This window comes from Streptomyces sp. NPDC059564 (assembly GCF_042735575.1).
Lineage (GTDB): Bacteria > Actinomycetota > Actinomycetes > Streptomycetales > Streptomycetaceae > Streptomyces.
The window spans coordinates 1-12,656 of the sequence record NZ_JBHWBP010000221.1; the positions used below are offsets into that span (position 1 = coordinate 1).

Annotated in this window: 10 protein-coding genes and 1 pseudogene; 6 read left to right on the forward strand and 5 right to left on the reverse strand. The window is 69.1% G+C overall.

The window, feature by feature from the left end; genetic code table 11:
* Window positions 1-84: 84 nt before the first annotated feature.
* Window positions 85-513, reverse strand: coding sequence for an RNA polymerase-binding protein DksA (gene dksA, locus ACFV0Q_RS28525; protein ID WP_385009229.1), 429 nt, complete (start codon window positions 511-513; stop codon window positions 85-87).
* Window positions 514-859: 346 nt separating this feature from the next.
* Between dksA and ACFV0Q_RS28530 the strand changes: the two genes are divergently transcribed.
* On the forward strand, window positions 860-1,369 hold the full coding sequence (locus tag ACFV0Q_RS28530) for a hypothetical protein (protein WP_385009230.1): 510 nt from the start codon (window positions 860-862) through the stop codon (window positions 1,367-1,369).
* Window positions 1,370-1,740: 371 nt separating this feature from the next.
* Here ACFV0Q_RS28530 and ACFV0Q_RS28535 read toward each other — a convergent pair whose 3' ends face one another.
* Window positions 1,741-2,145, reverse strand: a complete 405-nt coding sequence (locus tag ACFV0Q_RS28535) for a DUF3052 domain-containing protein (RefSeq protein ID WP_385009231.1) — start codon at window positions 2,143-2,145, stop codon at window positions 1,741-1,743.
* Between the two features lie 786 nt (window positions 2,146-2,931).
* On the opposite strand from ACFV0Q_RS28535, the gene ACFV0Q_RS28540 reads away from it, so the two are divergent.
* The gene (locus tag ACFV0Q_RS28540; protein ID WP_385009232.1) at window positions 2,932-3,573 is read left to right on the forward strand and encodes an HAD family hydrolase; all 642 of its coding nucleotides are present in this window, start codon (window positions 2,932-2,934) and stop codon (window positions 3,571-3,573) included.
* Window positions 3,574-3,793: 220 nt separating this feature from the next.
* Here the strand turns inward: ACFV0Q_RS28540 and ACFV0Q_RS28545 are convergent, their stop codons facing one another.
* A complete protein-coding gene (locus tag ACFV0Q_RS28545) occupies window positions 3,794-4,216 on the reverse strand; it encodes a MarR family winged helix-turn-helix transcriptional regulator (protein WP_385009233.1) in 423 nt (140 codons plus the stop codon).
* A gap of 175 nt (window positions 4,217-4,391) precedes the next feature.
* On the opposite strand from ACFV0Q_RS28545, the gene eno reads away from it, so the two are divergent.
* Complete coding sequence (gene eno / locus ACFV0Q_RS28550; RefSeq protein ID WP_385009234.1) at window positions 4,392-5,699, forward strand: phosphopyruvate hydratase; 1,308 nt, start codon at window positions 4,392-4,394, stop codon at window positions 5,697-5,699.
* Between the two features lie 191 nt (window positions 5,700-5,890).
* Here eno and ACFV0Q_RS28555 read toward each other — a convergent pair whose 3' ends face one another.
* The gene (locus tag ACFV0Q_RS28555) at window positions 5,891-7,726 is read right to left on the reverse strand and encodes a glycoside hydrolase family 15 protein (RefSeq protein ID WP_385009235.1); all 1,836 of its coding nucleotides are present in this window, start codon (window positions 7,724-7,726) and stop codon (window positions 5,891-5,893) included.
* 183 nt (window positions 7,727-7,909) lie between these two features.
* Window positions 7,910-8,974 (reverse strand): NAD(+)/NADH kinase, encoded by a 1,065-nt coding sequence (locus ACFV0Q_RS28560; protein ID WP_385009236.1) that lies wholly within the window; start codon window positions 8,972-8,974, stop codon window positions 7,910-7,912.
* Window positions 8,975-9,482: 508 nt separating this feature from the next.
* On the opposite strand from ACFV0Q_RS28560, the gene ACFV0Q_RS28565 reads away from it, so the two are divergent.
* The 3 genes and pseudogenes from ACFV0Q_RS28565 to ACFV0Q_RS28575 all read left to right on the forward strand — a co-directional run.
* Entirely contained in the window at window positions 9,483-9,911 is a 429-nt protein-coding gene (locus ACFV0Q_RS28565) for a nitroreductase family deazaflavin-dependent oxidoreductase (protein WP_385009237.1), read from the forward strand.
* Between the two features lie 48 nt (window positions 9,912-9,959).
* On the forward strand, window positions 9,960-10,883 hold the full coding sequence (locus tag ACFV0Q_RS28570) for an NADP-dependent oxidoreductase (protein ID WP_385009238.1): 924 nt from the start codon (window positions 9,960-9,962) through the stop codon (window positions 10,881-10,883).
* Window positions 10,884-11,238: 355 nt separating this feature from the next.
* A pseudogene (locus ACFV0Q_RS28575) lies at window positions 11,239-12,656 on the forward strand (hypothetical protein); the annotation flags it as partial.

Consider the following 12,656-nt stretch of genomic DNA (forward strand, 5'->3'; position numbering starts at 1 on the left):
CGGACAAGCTCGCCGTCGCCTACCAGGCCGCACTCCATCTCGCGGCCATCCTGATCTGGAGCCGCAGATGACCGCTTCCGGAGACTAGCCCTTGCCGACCGTCTTCTCCTTCTTCTCCGCGATCTCCTCGCAGTCGAAGCAGAGCTCAGCGGTGGGGCGCGCCTCCAAGCGACGAAGGCCGATCTCGATCCCGCAGGACTCGCACCAGCCGTACTCGTCGTCCTGGATCATCTGGAGAGTCTTGTCGATCTTCTTGATGAGCTTCCGCTCCCGATCGCGGTTGCGCAGCTCCAGGGCGAACTCCTCCTCCTGGGAGGCTCGATCGGCAGAGTCCGGGGAGTCTGCGGCTTGGTCCTTCATCTGATCCACGGTCTGGTCCACGCTGGTCATCAGCTCCTGCTTCCAGGCGCCGAGGAGCTTGGTGAAGTGCTTGCGCATGGGCTCACCCCTGTACGCCTCACCCTTGGTCTCCTTGTAGGGCCCAACCCCGTACATGTTCGTCGGTGTCGACAACGTTCCTCCTCTGTCGCGTCCTGGGACGGCTGTCAGGCCGGCTGCAAGATGATGTTTGCAGGGTGGAGTGCATGACAGAGCGACAACGCGGATCTTTCACCGTCGGCCTCCAGGATCCGGATCAGAGCGACGCTCAGTCCGCTGGCCAGTCCAGCCAAGGAGACACGCTTTAGTCGGCACGGCAGTGACTCTCACCCGTGATGGCTAGTTGTGTGCGATGTGCTACGCGTAGTTACTGCCAGATGGCATGCTCGTGCGGGTACGTCGAAGTTCGGCCGAGAGCTCATCCGGTCCACACCACGAGCTAGGCCGGCCACCTCGCCAGCACGCACCCCAGGAGAGACGAATGCCCCTGCTGCCCCCCATCGGAGCCGAGATCCCCTGCTCCATCCTAGCCATCGGTACCACCATCGAGTACAAGGGGACCACTTTCACCGTCGACTTCAGGGGTGGGATCAAGCACCGCGTCGACGTCAACCCCAACGACCCGATCAACAGCGTGAAGCTGCGGACCATCGGCTTCAAGGTCAGCGCCGAGGGGCCGGACGGAATGACCTTCACCATCGAGCAGAACGACATCGACGTCGATGCCAAGAGCCTTCTGAGGATCACCCAGTCCGCCCCCCCGAAGTTCGAGCACCTCGACTACGAGAGCTTCACGCTGACGATCGAAAAGTCCGGCGACCCGGTCATCCTCACCACGTACGGCCCGATGGTCCAGGTCTCCAGCCTCACCCAGTTCCCGCCCAAGGGCGACACCTACAAGCTCCAAAACCCCGTCGAGCTCTTCGACCCCGAAACGGAAAAGGTCGTCGCCGTGATCACCGGCTTCGACTCCAAGCGCGGCGGACTGTAGACCCACTGCGAACCCTCTGCCGCCAACGCGCCACCGGCCACGATCCCCAAGGACGGGGCCCGCAGCGGACGGACCTGCTGGGTGAAGGCACGGCCGCCGACCTGCCAGGTCAGATCCCCGGCGCTCAGGACTGACCTCCAGTGCAGCGCGAGTGAAAGATGGCCCCGGCAGCTGCCGGGGCCATCCGCCTGGCGGCGCCCAACCTCCAGCACCGCGGCCTCGACGACTACGACCAGCTGGGCGGGTTCACGACTACACGGCGTAATCGGATCGGTGGCCACATGATGCCCCGTCAAGTGGCCACCGATGGGGAATCACCACTGGCCACTAACACCCGGCCAGCCGGACCCGCAGCAGGACGACGGTGGGCTTCAGTGCCTGACCTTGTGAGCAAGCTTGGGGATGACGAGGCGGGTGCCGGTCCAGTCGTCGCCGACACTGGTGGAGGAGGTATTCGCCAGGCCGGCGGTGACGGCGGCTTCGGCGATCTCGGAGGGCTCGACGTACCCGTCACGGCCGACCTTGGGGGTGAGCACCCAGATCGGCCCGTACCCCGCCAGCGGGCCAATCGCGTCGGTGAGCGTGTCCGTCAGGTCGCCGTCGCTCTCCCGCCACCACACCATGGCCACGTCGACGCTGTCGGCATCCTTGTCGGCGAAACCCGAGCCGGTGCGTTCCTTGACCGAGGAGCGGACCGCTTCGTCGCAGTCCTCGCCCCAGCCCAGCTCCTGGACCACCGTCTTAGGTTCGATGCCGAGCCTGTCCGCGATACTCACCGTGCTTGTCACCTGGCATTCCCTCGCTTGTCGTGAGCGACCGTGTGGCCACCAGGTCGTAGCCGACCCGGCTCGCTCCGTGCTGTCGTCGACTCGCCGGCAACAGCACGAACCTGAACCTGTCGGGTGCCGACGGCCCGCATCCCCAGGGGGCGTGCGTGTCACCGCCTCCGACCCTGCCACCTATCCCGCAACGGCCTTCCCGGCTATGCTCTCGCTCCGATCGGCCCCGAGGCAGGAGAACGACGACGCCAAGGACAAGATCACCCAAATGTGGTATGCCTCGGACAGGGCAGGGCTGTGCCTGCTGCTGAGCGCCTGGCCCACGACCAGGGCCCGTTATGCCAACAAGACTGTCCCGTTGGCCAGGTAGCGAGTCCCGGCGCAATCCGCATCCCATCAAAGAGACACGCTCTAGCACTGTTCTGGGAATGCTCCGCCGCACCTGCGAGAGAATCGCCGAGACGAACGACGGCTTCGCCGGCGTGACGTTCACCCCGCACGACTTCGGTGGGCTCTCTTCGCCACCGACATCGTCAACGGCGGCCTGCCCATCCGCATCTGCGCCGTTCTGCGCGGACACATGAATCTCCAGAGCACCCAAGGCCGTGTCAAGGTTCGGGAGTTGCGTCAAACGGGCGAGAAATCGCCGGTCGCCAGTTCACAGCGAGGGCCTGATGGACTCCAACGCAACTACCGACTGGCTTCCAGCAGGCATGAGCTGGAGACTGGACCGCCCCCATCCGACGTCCGCCGCCGGACAATCACCGCCAAGGAGATCTGAGCATGACTGTCCGCCCCTACGACGCCGTGCTCTGCGACATCGACGGGGTGCTTCGGCATTGGCCCGCTCCCGGGCCCGACGACCTCGACCACGCCCATGGACTCCCCGCGGGCACGCTCGCGGAAGCCGCCTTCGCGCAGTCCCGACTGCATCCCGCGATCACGGGGGAGGTCACGGATGAGGAATGGCGCTCCGCGCTGGCCACGGACCTCGTCGACGTCTGTGGATCGACGGACCGCGCCCGAAGCATTGTCGCCGCATGGTCTGATCTCATGCCACGCATCGATTACGAGGTCGTCTCCCTGCTCACCAGGGTCCGCGAAGTCGCAACTGTCGCCCTGGTCTCCAACGCGACCACCCGACTGGAGTCGGATCTTGCCCGCCAAGGATTGGATGACCTCGCCGACACCGTGGTGAACACGTCCCGCATCGGTGTCGCGAAGCCCGATCTGCGTGTCTACCTCATCGCCGCCGAACGGGTCGGAGCCCCGGTTCACCGCTGCCTGTTCATCGACGACACCATCGCGAACGTCATTGCCGCTCGAGAAGTGGGGATGACCGCTCTGCACTACCGCCAGATCGAAGATCTCCAGGACGCTCTGTCCGCTCTCCTCGCCACAGCGACCCCGTCACGAGGGCGATGAACCGCTGGGCATTCGGACAGTACCCGTACCCGACTCCACCACCAGTCGTCTTCGCTGAGGACACCGCCGCGTTCAACCAGCAGTTCCTGAACCACCGACGGACCCCGAGGTCTGCGCTCGCCCCAGTGGCGGTGAAGGGGTACCTTCCTGCCCGAGCGAAGCCGAGAGCCTGGGGGCGTGTGCCGGGCCTCGTGACGGGGCGAACGTTGCCTGTCGGGGGCTAGCGGGTGGCGAGCCGGTCCAGTAGGGCGGCGCTCCGTGCCAGCAACGTCCGCTCCTCATCCGTGAGTTCGGCCTCGATGGCCTGCGCGAGCCAGCCGGCCCTGCGGCCGCGCTCCGCTTCGAGCGCGGCGCGGCCCGCGTCCGACAGCTCGACCAGCGACTTGCGGCCGTCCGTGGGGTGCGCCCGGCGCGTGATCAGGTCTTGTTCCATGAGCAGCCCCACCGCCCGGGCCATCGACTGGGGGCGTACGCGCTGATCGGCGGCGAGGTCGCTGGTGGTCATGGCGCCGTTGCGGTCGAGTGCGCCGAGCACGGCGGCCTGGCCCAGGGGGATGCGGTCCTCGTGTTTGACGCGTCGGGTGAGCTTGCCCATCGCGGTGCGCAGTTCGGTGGCGATGGCGGCGGCGTCCGAGGTGGGCATAGGGCATTTTACCCCGTTGGTCAGCAAAGCTGTACACCTGACCTGCACAGCAATGCTGCACAGCAATGCTGTACAGCAAAACTGAGCAGCATTGCTGTAGGGTTTGCGTTGTCGGGCTCAGCGCCAGCGTTGTCGCAGCCGGGGCCACGGCACACGACAACGGGAAGGAACTCCCATGTCCGCAAAGGCAGTCGGGACCGTCAACGCCGCCATCGAGACCGTCACCGCCCGCCGGATCATCGACAGCCGGGGCAACCCCACGGTCGAGGTCGACGTCGTCCTGGCGGACGGGTGCCTGGGGCGCGCGGCCGTCCCCTCCGGCGCCTCCACCGGTGCCCGGGAGGCCGTGGAACTGCGCGACGGAGACTCCGCGCGCTGGCACGGCAAGGGCGTCGACCGCGCGGTGGCCCACGTCAACGGGGAGATCGCGGCGTCCGTGCGGGGCCGGGACGCGGCGGACCAGACGGGTCTGGACGCCGCGCTGGTCGCCCTCGACGGCACTGCCACGAAGTCCCGGCTCGGCGCCAACGCGATCCTCGGTGTCTCCCTCGCCGCCGCCAAGGCCGCCGCGGCGGCCCACCGCCAGCCCCTCTACCGCTACCTCGGCGGCGCCGGCGCACACCTCCTGCCGCTGCCGATGATGAACATCGTCAACGGCGGCGCCCACGCCGACAATCCGCTGGATTTCCAGGAGTTCATGATCGCGCCCGTGGGCGCGGACACCTTCGCCGAAGCCGTCCGCATGGGCAGCGAGGTCTTCCACACCCTGCGCCGCGATCTGCTGGCCGCCGGGCACTCCACGGGCGTCGGCGACGAGGGTGGCTTCGCGCCCGCGCTGCGTACCGCTGAGGAGGCGCTCGACTTCGTGATGGCCGCCATCGAGCGCACCGGCTACCGCCCCGGCGCGGACATCGCCCTGATCATGGATCCGGCGTCGTCGGAGTTCTTCCGCGACGGGGTGTACGACTACGCGGGCGAGGGAGTGCGCCGCACCCCCTCCGAGAACGTCGACTACCTGGCCAAGCTCATCGACGCCTACCCGGTCGTCTCCATCGAGGACCCGATGGCGGAGAACGACCTCGACGGCTGGCGCGAGCTGACCGCCCGCGTCGGCGACCGCTGCCAGCTCACCGGCGACGACGTGTTCTGCACCAACGAGACGCTGCTGCGCGAGGGCATCCGTACGGGCGTCGGCAACTCGGTCCTGGTCAAGGTCAATCAGATCGGGACCCTGACCGAGGCGCTGGCCGCGGTGGCCACGGCCCACCAGGCGGGCTGGACGGCCGTCATGTCGCACCGCTCGGGCGAGACGGAGGACACCACGATCGCGGATCTGGCGGTGGCGACCGGCTGCGGCCAGATCAAGACCGGCTCGCTCTCCCGCTCCGACCGTACGGCGAAGTACAACCAACTGATCCGGATCGAAGAGGAGTTGGGCGACTCGGCGCGCTTCGCGGGCCGCTCCGTACTGCGTCGGGCGTGAACGGCGGGCAGAGGTAGAGAGCCCGCGGGCCCCCGCTCGCGATCGGGGGCCCGCTCGCGTGTCGTGAAGGGTTTCACGAGGAAGATCGCCTTGCTGGCCGTCGCTCCCCTCATCGTGACATTTGCTGCCTATGACTCATGGAGCAGCCCGAAGGGGCAGAGCCAACTCGATGCTCCCGGTCGACGATGACCTCAGCCGAGTGCGCGGTCGAGGTTGAAGGCGGCGCTGATCAGCGAGAGGTGGGTGAAGGCCTGGGGGAAGTTGCCGAGCTGTTCGCCGGTCGGGCCGATCTCCTCGGCGAACAGACCGAGGTGGTTGGCGTAGGTGAGCATCTTCTCGAAAGCGAGCCGGGCCTCCTCCAGCCGCCCTGCGCGGGCCAGTGCCTCGACGTACCAGAAGGAGCAGATCGAGAAGGTGCCCTCCTGGCCGTGCAGGCCGTCGGGGCTGGCGGCCGGGTCGTAGCGGTAGACCAGGGAGTCGGATACCAGGTCTGAGGTGAGGGCGTCCAGGGTGGAGAGCCACTTGGGGTCGGTGGGCGAGATGAACTTGGCCATCGGCATCATCAGCAGCGACGCGTCCAGCTCACCGTCGTCCAGGGCCTGGACGAACGCGCCCCGCTGGGCCGACCAGCCGCGCTGCATGATCTGACGGTAGATCGCGTCCCGGGACTGCCGCCAGCGGGGCAGGTCGGCCGGGAGGCCGCGGCGGTTCGCCATGCGGATCGCCCGTTCCAGTGCCACCCAGCACATCAGCCGCGAGTACACGAAGTTCCGCCGGCCCCCGCGGGTCTCCCAGATCCCCTCGTCGGGCTGGTCCCAGTGCTCGCAGAGCCAGTCCGCCATCGAGCCGACATCGTCCCAGCGGGCGCTGCTGATCGGCTGACCCCACTTGTCGTAGAGGTACATCGAGTCGATCAGGGCTCCGTAGATGTCCAGCTGGAGCTGGCCGGTGGCGGCGTTGCCGACCCGGACCGGTGCGGAGCCGAGGTAGCCCTCCAGGTGCGGCAGCTCGTACTCGGGCAGCTCGCTGCGCCCGTCGATGCCGTACATGATCTGAAACGGGCCGGTCGCACCGGGGCCGGACATGATGCCGCGCTCGCAGAGGAACCCCATGAACGCCTCGGCCTCCGAGGTGAACCCGAGGCGCAGCATGGCGTAGACGCAGAAGGCGGCGTCGCGGACCCAGACGTAGCGGTAGTCCCAGTTGCGCTCGCCGCCGATCTGCTCGGGCAGGCTGGTGGTCGGTGCGGCGATGATCGCGCCGGTCGGCGCGTACGTGAGCAGCTTGAGCACCAGAGCGGAGCGGTTCACCATTTCCCGCCACCGCCCGTGGTAGCGGGAGCCGGCCAGCCAGTGGCGCCAGAACCGGACGGTCGCGTCGGCCTGCTCCTGCGCCTCGGCGCGTGGACAGGACCGAGGGGCCACGTCGTCGCCGATGTGGTCGAGGGCGAACACGTGGGACTCGCCCTCGAGGAGCTTGAAGTGAGACCACACGTCCAGGCCGTCGCTCTCCAGGGGTGCGGTGGCGCTCAGCGCGAGCGTCAGTGACGGGGCGCGGAACACCGCCGTGTGGCCTTCGAGGTGCGTGGTGTGCGCTTCGGCGCCGTAGCCGAAGCGGGGGGCGATCCGTGCCCGGAAGGGCAGGGTTCCGCGGACGCAGATCACCCGCCGGATCAGCCGGTGCCGGGCCGCCTCGCGCGATTCGTCGACCACGGGCATGAAGTCCTGTATCTCGGCCACGCCGTCTGCGGCGAAGAACCGCGTGATCAGGACGTTCGTGTCGGGGAAGTAGAACTGCCTGCTGCGTGTCGGGACCTCGGCGGCCAGCTCGAACGAGCCGCCCCGGTCGGCGTCGAGGATGGACCCGAACACGCTGGGCGCGTCGAAGCGCGGGCAGCAGTACCAGTCGATGGTGCCGTTCGTGCCGACCAGGGCGGCCGTTCGAAGATCGCCGATCAAGCCGTGTTCGGGGATCGGTATGTAGCGGCCGCCGTCGGCCTGCTCGAAACCAGTCGTGTCGAACGCCATGCCGGCCTCCCTGCCGCTGTGGCGCGGGCCTGGAGAGGAAGCTTCAGCTTTCATGCTAGACCGCTACTCGACGCGGGGGCCTGGCGGAGCCGTGCGGACAGGCCTCGGCGGCACCTCGCCCCGCGTCCTCGGCGGCCCGGCCGAGCCGAACCTGGTCTGGATGAACCTGATCGAGAACGGCGCTCAGCGGGCAGCGGCAGGCGGCGGCAGACGCAGCCCGGCCAGGTCGGGTGGCACAGGGGTCTCGGGGCGGAAGAACGGCGCGGACTCCCCGTCGGTGGCCGTCGCGGGCGCGTCGGTGAGACGGAACCGGTCCCGCAGCCGGCCGTAGAAGTCGGTGGCATGGAGTCGGATGAGCCGCACCCGTTGAGGGGCGCGGTAGACGCCGATCCAGTCCCCTGGGTCCAGCACCCCCCGGAGCTGGCCGTCGATGCTGACCGCCGCGCGGCCGGAGTGCGGCAGGATGCGCAGCGCGACCGGTTCGTCGGGGGCCGCCACGACGGTGCGGTTGAAGGTCATGTGGGGCGCGATCGGTGTGAACACGACGGCGTCCATGTGCGGCGAGAGCACGGGGCCGCCGGCCGCGAAGGAGTAGGCGGTGGAGCCGGTGGGCGTGGCGACCACGAGGGCGTCGGCCGAGTAGGCGGCCAGCAGCCTGCCCGAGATGTAGACGCCGGCGCTGACCTGGCGGTCACGGGTGAGCTTCTCCACGACGATGTCGTTGAGGGCGTTGACGTCCAGGGCCACGCCCCACCCGTCGCCCGCGGTGGTCTCCGGCCGCACCTGCGGTGGCGGCAGGGCCGAGCCGCGACCGAGGCAGAGGAAGGCCTCCATCTCCGCGGGCACCTCCGGCGGCCGGGAGGCGCGCATCGTCAATGTCATGCGTTCCTCCACCAGGGCGTGCCCGGCGTGGACGGCGTCAAGGGCAGCGGTGACGTCATGGGCCGGCACCTCGGTGAGGAAGCCGACCTTCCCGAGGTCGACGCCGAGCACGCTGGCTCGGGTCTTGACGGCGATCCGGGCCCCACGCAGGAACGTCCCGTCCCCGCCCAAGGTGACGACCAGGTCGGGATCCCCGGCAGCGTGGGCTTCCTCGCGGCCGGACCGGCGAGCGTGGTCCTCCGACCAGACGTCGATCTCGGTGCAGGGGATGTCATGTGCCGCGCACCAGGTCTGCACGGCGCGTCTGACTTCCAGGGCGGCGGAGCGGCCCTGATGGACGACCAGTCCGATGCGGTGTACAGGCATAGAGGACCTTGTCTCGGTTCCCCGTTGTCGCGGGCTTGTCTCCGCGCGGCCGCGTGGGGGAGCGGGCCGGCGGCGTGGCCTTCCCAGATCCATGGTGGGCCGCACCGCACGGTCGGTTCGCTTGTTTTGTCCAAGTTTCGCCCTCGACTCTCCGATCGAAACCCTGGGTGATCACGTATCCGTTGGCTTCTCCCGCGGATTCGAGGTCGCGGCAGGGGTCGTGCTGCCGGCCCTGCGGGTGCCCCGGCCGTGCGAATCACCCTGATCCGGTGATGCCTGCTCACCTGCCTGGTGGAAGGGATCACAGTGGCCCGCCTCCCGGCAGGAGGTCGCCGACCGAAGGGAGGTCCTCCGTGAGCACCGAACAGCGCGAGCACGTCGAAGCGATCCTGCGGCAGTCAGCCTCTACGGCCGACAGCGACGTCGACGAGCAGCGGCGACAGCTTCGGGGTCTGTCGACTACCAGCCCGCCCCCGAGCACCCGTATCCGGAACGACAGGAGTTCGACATGAGCGAAGCGGCCGACTGGAACGCGAAGACCATCGCAGAGTTCCGAGCGAACGAGGGCAGGGTCGGCGGGGTCTTCGAGGGCGCTCCGCTGGTCCTCGTCCATCACCGCGGCCGCAGGAGCGGGCGGGAGTACGTCAGCCCGATGATGTACCTCCCGAACGACACCGCGCCGGACATCGTCTACGTCTTCGCAAGCAAGGGCGGAGCACCCACCAACCCGGACTGGTACCGCAACCTGACAGCCGCCGGTGAGGGCACCGTCGAACGCGGCACCGCGACCTACCGGGTGACCGTCCGCGAACTGACCGGCGCCGAACGCGACCGCATCTACGCCGAGCAAGCGCGGCGCTACCCCGGCTTTGCCGAGTACGCACGCCAGACTGCCGGAATCCGCGTCATTCCCGTGCTCGAACTCCGGCGGGCGTAGCCCACACCCCTGCCAGCTTCAGCTTCAGCGAGTCGAAGGAGAGAGACCATGCCCAAGGCGGTCAGGTACGACGAGTTCGGCGGGATCGACGTCTTGCGGGTCGACGAAGTGGAACGCCCGGTGCCCGGGGACGGGCAGGTCCTCGTGCGCGTGAAAGCGGCCGGTATCAACCCCAGCGAGGCGGTCATCCGCACGGGGGCGTTGGCGGACATATTCCCGTCGACGTTCCCGTCCGGGCAGGGCAGCGACCTCGCCGGGGTCATCGATGAGGTCGGCGCCGGGGTTGCCGGATTCTCGCCCGGCGACGAGGTGATCGGATTCAGCCAGAGGCGGGGCTCGCAGGCCGAGCTGGTCCTGGTCGAGGCCGGTGACCTCACGCGCAAGCCGGAGAACGTCTCATGGGAGGTGGCCGGCGGCCTGTACGTGGTCGGCGTGACCGCATGGGGGGCGGTACGCGCCGTCCAGCCCAAGGAGGGCGAGACCGTCGTCATCTCGGGAGCCGCCGGGGGAGTCGGCTCGCTCGCCGTCCAGCTCGCGCGCCGTGCCGGGGCCAGGGTCATCGGCCTGGCGAGCGAGAGCAACCACGAGTGGCTGAAGAGCCACGGCGTGATCCCGGTCGAGTACGGCGAGGGCGTCGAGGACCGCATCAGGGCCGCCGCGCCCAGCGGCGTGGACGCCTTCGTCGACACCTTCGGCGACGGGTACGTCGAGCTGGCCCTCGCCCTCGGCGTCGCGACCGACAGGATCGACACGATCGCCGATTTCGCGGCCGCCGAGAAGTATGGGGTGAAGACCGACGGGGGGCTCGCGGCCGGGCCGGGCGCCAAGGTGCTCGCCGAGCTTGCCGGCCTGATCGCCGCCGGGCACCTCGAGGTGCCGATCGCGAAGGTCTACCCGCTGGCGCAAGTCCGCGAGGCCTACACCGAGCTCGAACACCGCCACACGCACGGCAAGATCGTCCTGAGGCCCTGAAGCGTGTGTCTTTGCCGTGCCGGTCCCAACCAGCGTAGATCTGAAGCATGTTGATCGCTCATTTGGTCAACGTACAAGCCGGGCTCCTGCGCCACCGCGGCTCCCACCGGCTCGTCTCGACCGGGCCGACCACTTCGACGGCGTCTTCTGGCCCACCCCCAGCCGACACGAACATCCTGATGCGACGGTGTGCGGTGTCGTCGGTATGACCGCGTACCGACGACCCCACCACAAGCCTCGCGCCACAAGCCGCTGTGAGAGCCTGCACGGAGCGGTTGCGGGGCTGGCCGGCGGGGGGCAGGGGGACGTGGTGGTGGGGGATGTCGGGCGTCGCACGGGTCGTACGGTGCGAGGGGTGCCGGCGGCGGTAGCGGTGGCGCTGGTGCTGGGCATCAGCCCGGCGGTGTGGGCAGCGTCCCCGTCCCCGTCCCCGTCCGCGCCCCCGCCCGCCGCACCCCTGCCCCGCCAGGCGTCCGATTTCTTCGTACCGGCCGAAGGGTCCCCCACTGCCGGGGCGGACGGTCTCTTCAGGGCCGCCAGTCCCGTGCCGGGCGGTGCGATCCAGGAGGGTCTCGTCGCCGTGTACGACCTCTCCGAGATCGCGGACAAGGTCAGGATCGTCCGGGCGGACGACGGGTGCGGTATATCGGACGACCGGGTCACCTGTCGTACGGGAAGCGACGGGCACCTCTCGGACACCCCGTTCTCGCTGGTGGCCCGGCCATCCGCGGCGCTCGGGTACGCCGGTGTCGTGACGGTCCGTCACACGGGCCGCCCGGGCCTGCCGCCCGCCGCCTCGACGAGGATCCACATCGGCGTGCCGAAGTTCGGCGCGCGGGCGCTCCCGGACGTCACGATGCCGGTGACGTCAGCCCTTGACGCGGCCCCCTCGATCAGGCCGGCCTTCGTGAACACGGGCGGGCCGACGCCAGGCACCGTGCTGTTGAAGATCTGGGTCGTCGACACGCTTCCGCGACGCGACAAGCCCGCGCTGCGGTTCTCCCGCGACTTCGGCAACTGCCACTACGCGGAATCCGGTACCCACGTCTACTGCGAGTTCGCGGGACCGGTCCGGCCCGGACAGTGGTACACCACGGGCTCGGAACTCCGGGCCGTGAACGAGAGGTGCTGTCAGGTCCAGGGCATGTACCAGTACGTCGTCTCCCCGGTCGAGGTGTTGACCGACTCCGAGATCGCGAGCTACCGGGCGATGCCCAAGGGATCGGGTCCCCCGCTCGGCCTCCAGGAGACGCAGGCGACCGCGGTTGTCGAAGGCGCCTCGGCGTCGATGAGGTTCCGCTCGCAGGACGCCCCTGCCGGCCTGTACTTCGGGGAACGGTCCGTGACGATCGCCGGCGCGGTCGGTGATGTCGCCCGGATCGAAATCCCCAGGCCCGCCGCCACGGAAGGCTTCCCCGCCACGGCGGACGAGGTACGGGTCGAACTGCCCCGGGGGACCTCACTCGCTCCCACGCCGAAACCGGGCTCCTTCCCTTCGGAGGAAGGCTGGTGCAGCCCCGCCGACCGGACCTCGCGGAAGTTCACCTGTCCACGGGCGGGGGACCGGACCATGCTCGCCGTACGCATCGACCGCGAGGTCCCCGGTGCCAGGGGAAGGGTCTGGGTGCCGGTCCCGCCGGGCGACACCGCGCCCTCCGACAACTCGGTTCCGATCGAGATGGTCGTCAACGGCGGTGCCGGAACCGCCCCCGCGAGCGACCGCGCGGCGACGCCCCTGGCCGTCGCCGCCTTGCTCGCAGCGGCGTGCGGTGC